Annotated in this window: 14 protein-coding genes; 10 read left to right on the top strand and 4 right to left on the bottom strand. The window is 71.0% G+C overall.

Annotated features, from left to right (window positions below):
* Nucleotides 1–5 precede the first annotated feature (5 nt).
* The 6 genes from JT362_RS25550 to JT362_RS25525 all read left to right on the top strand — a co-directional run bounded on the left by JT362_RS25550 (nucleotide 6) and on the right by JT362_RS25525 (nucleotide 6,313).
* Nucleotides 6–542 carry a nucleotide exchange factor GrpE gene (locus JT362_RS25550; protein WP_260194290.1) on the top strand — a complete coding sequence of 179 codons (537 nt, stop codon included), beginning with the start codon at nucleotides 6–8 and terminating at the stop codon, nucleotides 540–542.
* Nucleotides 539–2,377, top strand: a complete 1,839-nt coding sequence (locus JT362_RS25545; RefSeq protein ID WP_260194289.1) for a dynamin family protein — start codon at nucleotides 539–541, stop codon at nucleotides 2,375–2,377. Before JT362_RS25550 ends, JT362_RS25545 begins: the two co-directional genes overlap by 4 nt.
* An 85-nt stretch (nucleotides 2,378–2,462) precedes the next feature.
* Entirely contained in the window at nucleotides 2,463–3,212 is a 750-nt protein-coding gene (locus JT362_RS25540) for a DUF6802 family protein (RefSeq protein WP_260194288.1), read from the top strand.
* Nucleotides 3,213–3,536: 324 nt separating this feature from the next.
* On the top strand, nucleotides 3,537–5,360 hold the full coding sequence (locus JT362_RS25535; RefSeq protein WP_260194287.1) for a phosphoenolpyruvate carboxykinase (GTP): 1,824 nt from the start codon (nucleotides 3,537–3,539) through the stop codon (nucleotides 5,358–5,360).
* A gap of 100 nt (nucleotides 5,361–5,460) precedes the next feature.
* Nucleotides 5,461–5,682, top strand: a complete 222-nt coding sequence (locus JT362_RS25530; protein ID WP_260194286.1) for a hypothetical protein — start codon at nucleotides 5,461–5,463, stop codon at nucleotides 5,680–5,682.
* Nucleotides 5,683–5,725: 43 nt separating this feature from the next.
* Nucleotides 5,726–6,313 (top strand): histidine phosphatase family protein, encoded by a 588-nt coding sequence (locus tag JT362_RS25525; protein ID WP_260194285.1) that lies wholly within the window; start codon nucleotides 5,726–5,728, stop codon nucleotides 6,311–6,313.
* A gap of 3 nt (nucleotides 6,314–6,316) precedes the next feature.
* Here the strand turns inward: JT362_RS25525 and JT362_RS25520 are convergent, their stop codons facing one another.
* The 3 genes from JT362_RS25520 to JT362_RS25510 are packed head-to-tail and all read right to left on the bottom strand — an operon-like array spanning nucleotide 6,317 to nucleotide 9,425.
* Nucleotides 6,317–7,699: a PEP/pyruvate-binding domain-containing protein gene (locus JT362_RS25520; protein ID WP_260194283.1), complete on the bottom strand. Its 1,383-nt coding sequence runs from the start codon at nucleotides 7,697–7,699 to the stop codon at nucleotides 6,317–6,319.
* On the bottom strand, nucleotides 7,696–8,307 hold the full coding sequence (locus JT362_RS25515) for a transcriptional regulator (protein ID WP_260194282.1): 612 nt from the start codon (nucleotides 8,305–8,307) through the stop codon (nucleotides 7,696–7,698). The genes JT362_RS25520 and JT362_RS25515 overlap by 4 nt, the downstream gene beginning before the upstream one ends.
* Nucleotides 8,304–9,425 (bottom strand): TetR/AcrR family transcriptional regulator, encoded by a 1,122-nt coding sequence (locus tag JT362_RS25510; protein WP_260194281.1) that lies wholly within the window; start codon nucleotides 9,423–9,425, stop codon nucleotides 8,304–8,306. The genes JT362_RS25515 and JT362_RS25510 overlap by 4 nt, the downstream gene beginning before the upstream one ends.
* Nucleotides 9,426–9,505: 80 nt before the next feature.
* Here JT362_RS25510 and JT362_RS25505 point away from each other — a divergent pair, with 80 nt between their 5' ends.
* The 4 genes from JT362_RS25505 (at nucleotide 9,506) to JT362_RS25490 (ending at nucleotide 12,611) form a co-directional block, all read left to right on the top strand.
* Nucleotides 9,506–10,480 carry an ATP-binding cassette domain-containing protein gene (locus JT362_RS25505; protein WP_260194280.1) on the top strand — a complete coding sequence of 325 codons (975 nt, stop codon included), beginning with the start codon at nucleotides 9,506–9,508 and terminating at the stop codon, nucleotides 10,478–10,480.
* A complete protein-coding gene (locus tag JT362_RS25500; RefSeq protein ID WP_260194279.1) occupies nucleotides 10,480–11,277 on the top strand; it encodes an ABC transporter permease in 798 nt (265 codons plus the stop codon). The genes JT362_RS25505 and JT362_RS25500 overlap by 1 nt, the downstream gene beginning before the upstream one ends.
* A 55-nt stretch (nucleotides 11,278–11,332) precedes the next feature.
* Nucleotides 11,333–11,818, top strand: coding sequence for a hypothetical protein (locus JT362_RS25495; protein ID WP_260194278.1), 486 nt, complete (start codon nucleotides 11,333–11,335; stop codon nucleotides 11,816–11,818).
* A 214-nt stretch (nucleotides 11,819–12,032) separates the two neighbouring features.
* Nucleotides 12,033–12,611, top strand: a complete 579-nt coding sequence (locus tag JT362_RS25490; RefSeq protein ID WP_260194276.1) for a peroxidase-related enzyme — start codon at nucleotides 12,033–12,035, stop codon at nucleotides 12,609–12,611.
* 140 nt (nucleotides 12,612–12,751) lie between these two features.
* Here JT362_RS25490 and JT362_RS25485 read toward each other — a convergent pair whose 3' ends face one another.
* Nucleotides 12,752–13,681, bottom strand: coding sequence for a bifunctional helix-turn-helix transcriptional regulator/GNAT family N-acetyltransferase (locus JT362_RS25485; protein WP_260194275.1), 930 nt, complete (start codon nucleotides 13,679–13,681; stop codon nucleotides 12,752–12,754).
* Between the last annotated feature and the right edge of the window lie 37 nt (nucleotides 13,682–13,718).

Below are 13,718 nucleotides of genomic sequence, written 5' to 3'. Positions count from 1 at the left end.
GGGACATGGCTTCCTGGTTCAAGCGCAACAAGGACGAGCAGGGCGACGGCACCGAGTCGACCATCGAGGTCAAGGCCTCGGTGATCGCCGACGCCGCCCGCGGCGCCGGGCAGCCGCCGGAGCGGCGGGTCGGCCCGCAGGCGGGCATCGCGGCCGACGGCGTCGTCGCGGGCGGTGACTTCGAGGGCGACCCATCCGGCGAGCCGACCGCGTCGGACGTCGTGCCGGCGTCGGGCGCGCTGGAGGTCGCGCTGGCCGAGCGCCGGTCGCTGGTTGCGCTGTGCCTGTACGCGCTCGACCGGGCCCGCAGCGCGGGCGTGGCCGAGCGGATCGAGGAGGGTCTCGCCGGCGTCGGCGTGTCCGCCGTGCGCCCGGACGGCGTCCGGTTCGACCCGGCGCACCACGAGGCGGGCGGCACCGTCGCCACCGCCGACGCCAGCCTCGACGGACTGGTCGCCGAGACCGAGGTGGTCGGCTTCTCCGACCGGGGCGAACTGCTCCGCGCCCCCATCGTCACCGTATACAACCGGGAACCGTCGTGACCGCCCCGGCCAAGCAGCAACTCTCGTTACCCAAACAGGTCGCGCAGGCACGGGAGAAGCTGCTCACCCTGCTCCGCGAGGCCGACCCGGACGCGGCGAAGTGGGTCGAGGAGATCCGCGCCAAGCGCCGCGGCTCGCCGTCGGCGGTGGTGGTCGGCGAGACCAACCGGGGCAAGAGCTCCCTGGTCAACGCGCTGCTCGGGCAGCCGGGACTGTCCCCTGTGGACGCGGAGGTGGCCACCGCGACCTACCTGGTGTTCGGCCACGCCGAGCAGTGGGAGGCCCGTGCCTGCTACCCGGGCCAGCTCGCACCGGTGCCGGTCGACCTCGCCGAGCTGATCGACTGGGTGTCCGCCGCGCACCAGCTGCCCCCCGGCCAGCTGCCGCCCCGGTACGTCGAGGTCGACGGTCCGGTCGAGCTGCTGGAGAAGCTGACGATCGTGGACACCCCTGGCGTCGGCGGGCTCGACTCGGTGCACGGCGAGCTGGCCGCCGAGGCCGCCGCGTCGGCCACCGCGCTGCTGTTCGTCGTCGACGCCTCCGCGCCGTTCACGCTGGGGGAGCTGAACTTCCTGGCGAACGTCGGCGAGCGGGTGGAGACCGTCGTGTTCGCGCTGTCCAAGGTGGACGCCTACCGCGGCTGGCGGCAGGTCCTCGAGGCCGACCAGGCGCTGCTCGCCGAGCACGCGCCCCGCTTCGCCGGCGCGCCGTTCCACCCGGTGTCCGCGCGGATGTACGAGATGGCCGGCAAGGCGCCCAACGCCGAGGCCGTCGCCATGCTGGAGGAACGCTCCGGGGTGCCAGCGCTGCGCACCGCGCTCACCGACCTGCTGGTCGGCCGGTCGGTGATGCTCGGCGAGGCCAACACCATGCGTGCCCTGTCCAGCGCCCTGGGCACCCTCAACGTCCGGCTGGAGGGCGAGCGCCGCGCGCTGTCCACCGGCGAGGAGGAGGCCGAGTCGCTGCGGGCCCGCAAGGAGGAGCTGACCACCGAGCGCCGCTCGTCCACCAAGGGCTGGCAGGTCCGGATGCGCAGTGAGATCCAGCGCACCAGGGTGGAGAACAACCACGAGGTCGCCCGGCAGATGCGCGACGTGCAGTCGTGGTTCCGGCAGGCCATCGACGTCGCCGACAAGGACAAGCTGCGCGAGCTGCCGGCGCAGGTCGACGCCGCGCTGCAGATGGTGTCCGGCCGGATCAGCCAGTCGGTGTCCTACCGGCTCAACCAGGTCACCGAGACCGTGCTCGGCGAGCTGTTCAAACCCGACGAGCTGGAGGTCATCCGCGGCCAGTTCGCCAGGGCGGGCGGCTCACCGATCATCGTGCGGCAGGCCGACAAGCGGCCGCCGACCGCCGAGGACAAGCTGCTCGTGTTCATGGGTGTCACCGGCGGGTTCAGCGCGGGCAAGATGGCGCTGCTGCCGCTGGCCGGCGCGGTCGCCGCGCCCATCCTGCTGGTGCCGACGATCATGGTCGGGCTCGGCGCGGGCTGGTGGCTGGCCAAGACCCGCAAGCACACCGCGGACAAGCAGCACATGAAGCAGTGGCTCACCGAGTCCATCGCCGACGCCCGCTCCACGCTGGACCAGTTGGTGGCCGAGCAGCTGATCGAGGCGGAGTCCCAGCTCGCGCTGGCGCTCGACGAGGCCCTCGGCAAGCGGATCTCGGGCATCGAGGACGAACTCCGCGAGGTGGACAAGGCGTTGCGGCTCGATACCGCCGAGCGCCAGAAGCGGCTCGCCGTGGTAAACAAGCGGCTGACGGACGTGACCTCGGGGCGGGACCGCGCGGAGAAGCTGCTCGCCGGCATCCGGTCGGTGCGCGACCGCGCCTGAGAGTTCTCTCCCGCGCGGCGGGAACCGACGGGCCACGCCGCCAGTCATACCTACAGACACCTTGGCGCGAAAGAGGGGGCTACCCGTGTACGTGGACGACGGCACGACCACCGACGACGACACCACCGCGACCGACACCGACGCGGGCCAGGACGAGCTCACCGTCGAGATCGACGGCGAGGACTACATGGTCGAGGAGAACGTCGACCTGGACGGTGACGGCCAGAACGACACCGCTCTCGTGGAGACCGAGACCGGCGAGTACATGGCCTTCGCGGACACCGACGGTGACGGCCAGGCCGACGTCGCGGTGCAGTACGACGAGCAGGGCAACGTCGTCGCGGGCGCCGAGTACGACGAGTCCACCGGCGAGTGGCACGAGGAGAGCGTCGACTCGCTGCCCACCCCGACCGGCGACGGCGCCGACGACGCCACCGGCTCCTCGTCCGACACCGACACCGACACCAGCGCCACCGACGTCTCGGATACCTCCACCGACACGTCCACGGACACCTCGGCCGGCGGCGACATGCAGGTCGACCTGCCCGGCGAGGACGTCAACGCCGGCCCGGCCACCTACGACACCGACGGTGACGGCGTGTCGGACACCGCGGTGGTGACCGACGCCGAGGGCACGACCTACGCGTTCACCGACGTCGACGGTGACGGCGACGCCGACCAAGCGGTCATCATCGAGCAGGACGGCGACGTGACGGTGGCCGAGCACACCGGCGAGGACGAGTGGACCGTCGTCGAGGAGGGCCAGATCTCCGCCGACGGCTCCTACACCCCCGACTCCACCAGCGGCGCCGACGCCGTGTGGGCGGAGCGCTGAATCCTTCTCGAAATCGGTCAACACAAACGATCCCGGCGGGCGTCTCCGCCGGGATCGTTTTGTTCGTCCGGGTCATTCGACGGGCATTCGTGTGCTGAATCGATTCCCGAATCGGTCCTGTGACGCACGAGACTCGTCAGGGTTCGGTTGATTCCCGTTCAGCTGGTTAACCTCTTCGTATCCCCAACGCGGCATGACCCGTCCGAGACTCCGGACGGGGCTTTCGCCGTTCACGCAGGACGCCGAGGTCCGACAGCGCGCACGGCGCGGCAGGACAGCGGGGTCCTGTTCTGGTTTTCGGCGTCAGTCAGGAGACGAAGCGAGATGACGGCAGTGGCAATTCCAGGTGTGGACAACGCACCGACAACGCACCAGCGACTCCTGTCATGGGTTCGCGAGGTGGCCGAGCTGACGACGCCGGACGAGGTGGTCTGGGTCGACGGTTCCGACGCGGAGTGGGACCGGTTGACCACCGAGCTCGTGGAGTCCGGCACGTTCACCCGTCTCGAGAAGAAGCCGAACTCGTTCTGGGCCGCGTCCGACCCCGACGACGTCGCGCGGGTGGAGGAGCGGACGTTCATCTGCTCGGTCGACCCGGCCGACGCGGGTCCGACCAACAACTGGATGGACCCGGCCGAGATGAAGTCGATCATGACCGAGCTGTACCGCGGCTCGATGCGTGGCCGGACGATGTACGTGATCCCGTTCTGCATGGGCCCGCTGTCGGCGGAGAAGCCGATGCTGGGCGTGGAGATCACCGACTCGGCCTACGTCGTGACCTCGATGCGGATCATGACCAGGATGGGCACGAAGGCGTTGGAGAAGTTCGTCGACGCCGACGGCACCGAGCGTGACTTCGTGCCCTGCCTGCACTCGGTCGGCATGCCGCTGGAGCCGGGTGAGCAGGACGTGCCGTGGCCGTGCAACGAGACCAAGTACATCACCCACTTCCCCGAGGAGCGGGAGATCTGGAGCTACGGCTCCGGTTACGGCGGGAACGCGCTGCTCGGCAAGAAGTGCTACTCGCTGCGGATCGCCTCGGCGATCGGCCGGGACGAGGGCTGGCTGGCCGAGCACATGCTGATCCTCAAGCTGATCTCGCCCGAGCAGAAGGTGCACTACGTCGCGGCCGCGTTCCCCAGCGCGTGCGGCAAGACCAACCTGGCGATGCTGGAGCCGACGATCCCCGGCTGGAAGGTCGAGACGCTCGGTGACGACATCGCCTGGATGCGCTTCGGCGAGGACGGCCGGCTGTACGCGGTCAACCCGGAGGCCGGCTTCTTCGGCGTCGCGCCCGGCACCGACTACCACACCAACCCGAACGCCATGCGCACCGTCGAGCGCGGCAACTCGCTGTTCACCAACGTCGCCCTGACCGACGACGGTGACATCTGGTGGGAGGGCATGGGCGAGCCGCCCGCGCACCTGACGTCGTGGAAGAAGCGCGACTGGACCCCGGACTCGGACGAGCCGTCCTCGCACCCGAACTCCCGGTACTGCACGCCGATGTCCCAGTGCCCGATCCTGGCCTCGGAGTGGGACGACCCCCAGGGCGTGCCGATCTCGGCGATCTTCTTCGGCGGCCGCCGGGCGAACACGATCCCGCTGGTCACCGAGTCCCGCGACTGGCAGCACGGCACGTTCATGGGCGCCACCCTGTCGTCGGAGACCACCGCGGCCGCCAAGGGCAAGGTCGGCGTGGTCCGGCGCGACCCGATGGCGATGCTCCCGTTCATCGGCTACCACGCGGGTGACTACTTCCAGCACTGGATCGACACCGGCAAGCGGGCGGACGCGGCGAAGCTGCCGAAGATCTTCTACGTGAACTGGTTCCGGCGCGGGGACGACCGCAAGTTCCTGTGGCCGGGCTTCGGGGAGAACTCCCGGGTGCTGAAGTGGGCCATCGAGCGCATCGAGGGCACCGCGGCCGCGCAGGAGACCCCCATCGGCTACGTGCCGACCGTCGACGACCTGGACCTCTCGGGCCTGGACGCGTCGAAGGACGACATCGAGGCGGCCCTGCGCGTCGATGCCGACGAGTGGCGCGCGGAGATCCCGATGATCGAGGAGTGGTTCGCCAAGATCGGCGACAAGCTCCCGACGCTGCTGCGTGAGGAGCTGGAGGTGCTCAAGCAGCGCCTCGCCTGAGGGTTGACCGCGGACGGCCAGGGGTCACTCGTTCGAGTGGTCCCTGGCCGTTCGTTATGCAAATTGCATCATCGCCGGAAGGTCGCGCGGTCCCACCCGCATGTCCGAGTGCGACAAGTGGATCTGGCAACTGTCCCGCTACGACGAACGCCTGCACGCCTTCGCGAGGTCGGACCGCCCCGCGAGCTTCGTGGAGGCCGCCTGCACGCACAGTGTCCCGTACAACCGCCTGACCAGAACCCACGCGGGCCCGCGCTGCCTGGCCTGCCTGCTGATCGTCGGCGACCACCTCGCCACCCACCACCACCGCGTCGGCCGCTGATCGGATGTTGTGAACATCGGGATGTCGTACATATGCTGAGTTGGTGGCGACTCGACATGTGTACGCGGTGCGCCACGGCGCCGCGGACCCGTTCGGCGAGCTGACCGACGTCGGGCGGCGGCAGTCGGAACTGCTCGGCGAGCGCCTGGCGGGTCTGCCGATCGATGCCGTGTGGCACTCCCCGCTGCCTCGGGCGGCGGCGTGCGCGCGGATCGTGGGCGAGCACCTGCCGAGCACTGCCGTGCGGGAAGCGGCCGAGCTGATCGACCACGTGCCGTTCGTGCCGGACGATCCGCCGCCCGCGTGGGCGGGGTTCTTCGACGGGTACGACGCCGAGGAAGCCGCTTCCGGCGCGCGCGGCGCGGAGGCGCTGATCGCCAGGTTCGCCCGTCCCGCCGACACCGAGACCCACGAGGTCCTGATCACCCACGCCTACCCGGTGGCCTGGCTGGTGCGGCACGCCCTCGACGCGCCGGCCGTGCGGTGGCTGGGGCTCAGCTGCGGGAACACGGCGCTGACCGCGATCGAGTACCGCGCCGGGCTGGCACCGACCCTGTTGTCCTACAACGACATGGGCCACCTTCCGGCCGAGCTGCGGTGGACCGGGTTCGGGCCCGGCGCGCGGCCGTGACCCTCACCGCTGGTCGCGACGGAGGACGGCCTGGGCGGCGCTGAGGCGTCGGGCCTCGTCGCGTTCGGTGTGGTTCCCCGACACCTCGTCGGCCCACTCCAGCAGCCGGTGCAGGTGCGCGTCCGCCGCGGACGTGACGACGCGGGGGCGGCCGAGGGCGACGTCGCCGCTGGTCCCGTCGATGGTGACCATGGTGCCCTCGCCGATGGTGCGTCCATCGGCGCGCACCGAGGTCGTGTCGACGTCGAGGTCGCCGATCCCCACGACAGCCGGCTTTCCCATCGCCCGTGCGACGACCGCGGCGTGGCTGGCCGGCCCGCCGCGGGCGGTGACGATGCCGGTGGCGGCGGCCAGGCCACTCATGTCCTGTGGCGAGGTCTCCGGACGCACCAGGACGACCGGGCCTTCGGCCGCCATGCGTACCGCGCTGTCGACCGTGGTCGCCACCCGGCCGGCCGCGACACCGGGACACGCGCCCAGCCCCCTGGCCAGGATGTCGACCTCCTCGGTCATGGCTATTCGCGGTGTGCGGACGTGCCGGAGATGGTGCGGTGACACCCTGAGCAGCGCTTCGTTCCGCCCGAGCACGCGCTCGTCGACGAGGTCGGTGGCGACGCGGACGGCGGCGGCTCCGACGAACCGGCCCGGCCGCACCTGCAGCAGCCACAGTTCGCCCGACTGGAAGGTGAACTCGACATAGCACGCGTCGCGGTAGTGGCCCTCGGCCCGGCTCAGCGCATCGAGCAGACCGGTCCACACCCCTGGCTCCCGGTCGGCGAGTTCGCGCAGCGGCCGGGTCGGCGTGCCGCCGGAGACGACGGCATCACCCTGGTGTCCGAACAGGACGTCACCGAACGGGACGTTCGCGCCGGTGTTGGGATCGCGGCTGAACGCGACTCCGGTACCGCTGTGGTCGTCGCGGTTCCCGAACACCATCGCCTGGACGATCGCGGCCGTGCCGAGATCGTGCGGGATGTCGTGCAGTTCGCGGTAGGTCCGCGCGCGCGGGGTGTCCCAGGACGAGAACACGGCCGCCACCGCCCGCTCCAGCCGCCGGGCCGCGTCGAGGTTGAGGATCGTGCACATCATGCCGGGCATCGACACGGCCGCCCCGGAACGGACGGACACCGTCAACGGGTCCTGGGCGCCGCCGAACTCCCGTCCGGTGGCGGCTTCGAGGTCGGCGACGGCGGTCGCGAGTTCGTGGCCGAGCCCGTCGGGCAACCTGCCGTCCCGGCGGAACGCGCGACACGCCTCCGTGGTGACGACGAAACCGGCGGGCACCGGCAACCCGAGCCGGTGCAGGACGGTGAGACCGTGTGCCTTGCCGCCCACCAGCTCGACCGGTTCGTCGGTCCGGGCGGAGAGCGGGCGGATCCACCTCATCGCGGGATTCCCAGGGTGGCGAGCAGGTCTTCGTGCAGCTGGGCCCACACCGCGTGGTACGACTCGGTGCCGTCGGCCACGTACTCCAACGCGCCGGAGTTGGCGCGATCGAGGGCTTCGCCGAGGCGGGTCCGGTAACGGCCGAACCGGGGCAGGGCCGAGGACAGTTCGGCGCAGACGACGACGGCACGCTCGTGGAACTCGGCGAACCGGTCGAGGACGCGGGCGTCGTAGGCCGGGTCGCTGTGGTCGTTGACGGTCGTCACACCGTCGAGGGACCGGAGTTGCCACGCCGTGCACAGGTCGAGCAGTTCCGGGTTGAGCACGAGGAAGTCGTCGAACGCCTTGGTCACCGCGGCGCGGGCACCGGCCGACTCGAGTTCGTCGGTGATCCGCTCGGCGTCCGCGACGCGGCCGGTGTCGGTCAGTCCCCATCCGCCGAAGTCGCCGGGCAGGTGGGTGACGAGACCGGCGACCGCGAGGTCGATCAGCTCGGACTCCACATCGGACTCGCGCAGCCCCGTCGCGGCGGCGATGCGGCCGGAGCCGGCGAAGCCGACGTAGCGAAGGGCGTGCAGCACCAGGAGGTGCGGATCGGGATGCGTCATCGTCGGGTCTTCCTCGGTTGCGTGGTGTTCGGGGCATGGGCGGTCGCCGCGGCATGGGCCGCGCCCCGACCGTGGGCGCGGGCGACGATCGCGCCGTCCCGGACGCGCACCGCGGCCTCGGTCTCGTCGTCGGCCTCGTCGTCGGGAACCGGGATTCCGAGCGCGGCGGCGACCGTGCCGTGCTCGTCGAGCAGCAGGCGCAGGGGCGGCAACGCGGCAGTGGGGAACACCCGCCGCAGACATCCGGTCAGGTCGGCGATCCTGAGCCGGACGAGCCGCCCGGTCTCGGCGGGATCGCGCACGACGACGACCACCGTTACCTGCTCGCCGGAAGGTGCGGACCGCACGGCTTCCTCGGCGGCGCCGAGACGCCCGGCTCCCAGCACCGTGACCAGGCCGTCGGCGCCGAGGTGGACCGGGTTCCCGCTGATCCGGTCCGCGAGGCCGTCGGGGGGATCCCAGGTGTCCCGGCACGGTCGCGCGGGGGCGACGTAGGGCAGGTGCGGCGGCGCCCAGGCGTCGGCGAGGTCGATTCCGGCCAGGTGCTGACACGCGCGTGCCACGTCGAAGGGGTCGATCGACCCCGGTGCGGTCTCGGCCAGGCGGGACGCGCCGTCCAGCAGCGTCAGCACCAGCGCGGCCAGCCGTACCCGACGCACCGGTTCCGCACGCGCCGGCTCGCACGACTCCAGCGCGATGGCGAGCAGCAGGGTCTCCAGCCGGACGATCTGTGCCAGCACCTCGCGTCCGTGCCCGTCATCGAGGACGCCGTCCAGCGAGCGGAGCCGCAGGCGCCCGCCGGACGTCGTGTCGTCGGCCAGCGGCAGCCGTTCCAGCCAGGCCCGGGCGAACCCGCCCAGCGCGTCGACCGGCGACCTCGGCGGCGTCGAAGGCGCACCGGCGGCGGCGTTCTCGACCAGGTCGATCAGCACCGCCAGGTACAGCGCGCGTTTGCTCGGGAAGTTCGAGTAGACCGCGCCCCGCGTCAGCTCGGCCCGCTCGGCGATCCGGTCGACCTTCGCCGGCCCGTAGCCGTGCTCGGTGAACTCCGTCCGCGCCGCGGCCAGCACGGACGCGCGCGTGCGTTCCTGCTGCTGCGCGCGGGTCAGTCGAACCATCACGTTCCTTCCACGAACTCCGATCACTAGGATACAGTGAAAATCCAGATGATGACGACATGTGAAAGGAGGAGGTCGCGGTGAGTGAACACGGGTTCGAGACCGAGGGCCTGGCCAAGAGCTTCGGCAAGGTCACCGCGCTGGACGGGGTCAGCGTGGCCGTCCCGCGTGGGCAGGTGCACGGCCTGCTGGGGCCCAACGGTGCGGGTAAGACGACGGTGATCCGCATCCTCGCGACCCTGCTGCGTCCCGACAGCGGGCGAGCGTCGGTGGCCGGTTTCGACGTGGTTCGCCAGCCGGGACGGGTGCGCGGGCGGATCGCATGGTCGGGCCAGCACACCAGTGTGGACGAGGAGCTGACCGGGCTGGCGAACCTGGTGATGATCGGCCGGCTGCTCGACCTGCCTCGACCGCGAGCGCGCCTGCGCGCGGGCGAGTTGCTGGCCCGCTTCGGTCTGGAGGAGGCGGCGGGCAGGCCGGTGGCCGGCTACTCCGGTGGCATGCGCCGCCGCCTCGACCTGGCCGCGAGCATGGTCGGACACCCCGAGGTCGTCTTCCTCGACGAGCCGTCGGTCGGCCTGGATCCGGGCAAACGTGACGAGCTGTGGCAGCTGATCCGCGGCCTGCGCGCCGATGGTGTCACCGTCCTGCTGACCACCCAGTACCTCGAGGAGGCCGACGCCCTCGCCGACGCCGTCACCGTGATCGACCACGGCCGGGTCATCGCCTCCGGTACTCCCGCCGAGCTGAAGCGCCAGGTCGGCGGCCACACGATCGTGGTGCGCGTGGACGACCCCGCCGACACCGGCACGGCCGCCGCGGTACTGGCCGACGTCGCGGACCGGACACCGGAGCGCTCCTCCCGGCACGAACTGGTCGTGCCCGTGGCCGGCGCCGAGGACTTCTTCGAGATCACCGCACGGCTGCGGGAACACCGCGTGGCCGTCTCCGAACTGTCGCTGCGCCTGCCGAGCCTCGACGAGGTCTTCCTCGCCCTGACCGGAGCACCCGGCACCACCGCCAACGACCCGCACGAACCGACGAAGGCAGCCTGATGACCGCCACCAGCCTCGAACAACCGCGTACCAGGCCGTTCGCCTGGTGCCGGCACAGCCTCGTGCTCGCCCGACGGAGCCTCGCCAAGACCGCCCGCAACCCCGGCCCGATCATCAACGGGATCATCACGCCCGCCCTGTTCCTGGTGCTCTTCCTGTACCTGTTCGGCGGGTCGGTAGCCGGCTCCACCGCCGAGTACGTCCAGTACCTCTTCCCCGGCATCCTCGTCATGGGCGCCGGCCTCGCCGGGATGGTCTCGACCGGCACCGCCATCAACCTCGACCTCAAGAACGGCGTGACCGACCGGTTCCGCAGCCTGCCGATCAGCCGGGTTGCGCCCCTGCTCGGCTCGGTGCTGGCCGACCTCGTCCGCTACCTGATCGCCGTCGCGGTCCTCTTCGCGCTCGGCGCGCTGCTCGGCTTCCGCGCCGCCGGCGGTTTCGGTGCCGCCCTCGCCGCCGCCGGCCTGGCCATCGCGTTCGGCTTCTGCCTCAGCTGGGTGACGGTGTTCGTCGGCGTGCTGGTCAGGAGCGCCGAGGTCGTCCTCGCGATCGGCTTCATCAGCTTCCTGCCCCTGCAACTCGGCACCAGCCTGGCCGCTCCGGTCGAGACCCTCCCCGGCTGGCTCCGGACCTGGGCCGAGATCAACCCGGTCAGCCACGCCATGGACGCCTGCCGCGCCCTCCTCGACGGCACCCCGGTCGGCGACAGCGTCACCACCACGCTCATCTGGTGCGCGATCCTCTTCGTCGTGTTCTGCCCACTGGCGGTCCGCGCCTACAGCCGTCAGCAATGAGACCCGCCCGAGGTCGGGCGGAGATGCCGGCCGGAGCGCATGACATAGTGCGCGAATGGATCATCGCTCCCGGACCTGGATCCGGCGGCGACTGCGGTCACTGGCCGCGTGGGAGCTGATCAACATTCCGCTTCAGGCCGTGATCTGGTTCGGCGTGCTCGACTTCCCGGTGACGGTGGCGAACGGCGTTGGCTTCGCGTTGTTCGCCGTGCTCCTCCTGGAGGGAGCCGGATACTGGTCGGCCAAGCGTCGGCAGCTCGCGGCGCAGGACCCGCGCCTGCCCCATGCCGGGGCCTTCGCGGTCGCTCGCGTGGCCAACGTGCCGGTACTGGCCGTCGGGTCGCTGTTCACCGGCTACTCGGTGATCGCCGACCCGGGGGCGGGCACCTGGCCGGGTTTGGGCTTCGCGCTGTTCGCGGTGCTTGAGCACGTGAACTACTTCCACCGGCAGCTCATGTACGACACCGCCGAGGACCTGCGCCACCTGCGCCGGCATGGTTTACGCCGGGCACACCTCGTCCGCGATCTCGCCCGGCGCTAGCCGGCCCCACCTCCCGGCCTCCGCAAGGGGTTGTCCACGAGAGTTGTCCACAGGTTGTGGATGGGACTGTGCACAGCCTGTGGAGCTTCCCTGTGGGTGGAGGCCCTCGACAACGGCGCGGACACCTTCCGTTCACCCGTTCGTCCGTGTTTTGTCCACAGTGGTGGGGATGACTCTGGTGATCAACGGGAGCCGCGGGACTAACGTGGTGGGTGTGGCTGACGAGGTGAGCAGGTTCCCGGTGGTCGAGCTCGACGAGCTGCCCGACGATCTGCGGGAACGGGTCGCGGCGGTGGCGGACAAGTCGGGCTTCGTGCCGAACGTGTTCTTGGCGCTCGGGCACCGCCCGGCCGAGTTGCGCGCGTTCATGGACTACCACGACGCCGTCATGGAACGCGATTCCGGCCTGTCGAAGGCGGAGCGCGAGCTGGTCGTGGTCGCCACCTCGGGCGCGAACAGCTGCACCTACTGCGTGGTCGCGCACGGCGCCATCCTGCGCATCCGCGCGAAGGACCCGCGCATCGCCGACGACGTGGCGACGAACCCGTGGACCGTCGAACTGGACGACCGCCGGCGGGCGATCGTCGACCTGGCCCTGGCGCTGGCGGTCGACCCGTCGACCTTCAGCTCCGACGAACTGGACGCGGCCCGCGACGCCGGCCTGACCGACGACGAGATCTGGGACGTCGGCGCGATCACCGCGCTGTTCGCCCTCTCCAACCGGATCGCACACCTCACCGCCCTGCGCCCGAACGACGAGTTCTACCTGATGGGCCGCCTGCCGCGCGCCTAGCGCCCGGTCCGGGCGTGCGGGCCGCGTCATCGGCTCTGTTTTGGCTGCCTGCCGCGTGCCTAGCACCCGGTCCGCGTGGCCGCGCCACCGTTGCCTGTTTGCCGTTCCGGTGCGCGCGGGCGGCTGGCTGTCGGGGCCGCCTACCGCGCGGTCAGCTCCAGCCGCCAGGTCTGTCCGGTGAGGCGGTGCCCGAACCGGTCCGCGGTGTCCTCCTCGACCAGGCGGAACCCGGCGCGCTCGTAGATCCGCCTGGCCGGGGCGAGCAACGACACCGTCCACAGCTCCATCGCCCGGTAGCCGGAGCGGCGGGCGAACCGGACGCACTCGTCGACGAGCAGCGTGCCGACCCCCGCGCCGCGCGCGCTCGGCTCGACGTGCAGTAGCCGCAGCTTCGCGGTCACGTCGTCCTTGCGCACGCAGTAGATCGCGCCGACGCGCTCGCCGCGCAGTTCGGCGATCCACGACGCCTCGCGCACCGGGTCGTGCTCGGTCAGGTAGTCGGCGACGATCCTGGCGACCAGTGCCTCGTACTCGCCGGTCCAGCCGTACTCGCCGGCGTAGAGGGCGCCGTTGCGCTCGACGACCCACCCGTGGTCGCCCGGGTTCGGTGCGCGCAGGGTGACCGGCGGGCCGGCGTCGACGAGCCGGCGGCGGATCATCTCCATGGCCTCAACCAGGTGGTGCTGCTCGTCTTCGGTGAGGCCGGACAGCAGGTCCCGGATCTGGCGCGCGGACTTCTCGTCGAGGGTCCGGAACGTGTCCCGGCCGGCCGGGGTCAGGCGGATCCGCTGGCGGCGGGCGTCGGCGGTGGAACGTTCGCGGCGCAGCAGGCCGCTTTCCTCGAACCGGGCCAGCAGGCGGCTCAGGTATCCGGCGTCGAGCCCGGTGGCCTGGCGCAACTCGGTCAGCTCGGTCTCGTCGCGCTGGCCGAGTTCGAAGAGAATCCTTGCTTCAGTCAATGAGTAGGTACTACCCAGCAGGTGTTCGTCCAGGGCGCCCAGGAACGTGGTGTAGCTGCGGTTGAACGCCCTGACAGCGGAGACGCGATCTGGAGTGGACATTGTCACCATGGTTTCCCGTGAAACAATTGGTTGACAACGGCAAGCA

Source organism: Actinophytocola gossypii, from assembly GCF_025165815.1.
Lineage (GTDB): Bacteria > Actinomycetota > Actinomycetes > Mycobacteriales > Pseudonocardiaceae > Actinophytocola > Actinophytocola gossypii.
This window is presented reverse-complemented; position numbering and strand designations above follow the sequence as displayed.

What these genes read in the sequence shown, in the direction of transcription:
- JT362_RS25530 (WP_260194286.1), top strand. Translation starts at nt 5,461, where the DNA reads ATGTCCGAGTGCGACAAGTGGATCTGGCAACTGTCCCGCTACGACGAA.
- JT362_RS25510 (WP_260194281.1), bottom strand. Translation starts at nt 9,425, where the DNA reads ATGGTTCGACTGACCCGCGCGCAGCAGCAGGAACGCACGCGCGCGTCC.
- JT362_RS25550 (WP_260194290.1), top strand. Translation starts at nt 6, where the DNA reads ATGGCTTCCTGGTTCAAGCGCAACAAGGACGAGCAGGGCGACGGCACC.
- JT362_RS25500 (WP_260194279.1), top strand. Translation starts at nt 10,480, where the DNA reads ATGACCGCCACCAGCCTCGAACAACCGCGTACCAGGCCGTTCGCCTGG.
- JT362_RS25535 (WP_260194287.1), top strand. Translation starts at nt 3,537, where the DNA reads ATGACGGCAGTGGCAATTCCAGGTGTGGACAACGCACCGACAACGCAC.
- JT362_RS25485 (WP_260194275.1), bottom strand. Translation starts at nt 13,681, where the DNA reads ATGGTGACAATGTCCACTCCAGATCGCGTCTCCGCTGTCAGGGCGTTC.
- JT362_RS25515 (WP_260194282.1), bottom strand. Translation starts at nt 8,307, where the DNA reads ATGACGCATCCCGATCCGCACCTCCTGGTGCTGCACGCCCTTCGCTAC.
- JT362_RS25520 (WP_260194283.1), bottom strand. Translation starts at nt 7,699, where the DNA reads ATGAGGTGGATCCGCCCGCTCTCCGCCCGGACCGACGAACCGGTCGAG.
- JT362_RS25495 (WP_260194278.1), top strand. Translation starts at nt 11,333, where the DNA reads ATGGATCATCGCTCCCGGACCTGGATCCGGCGGCGACTGCGGTCACTG.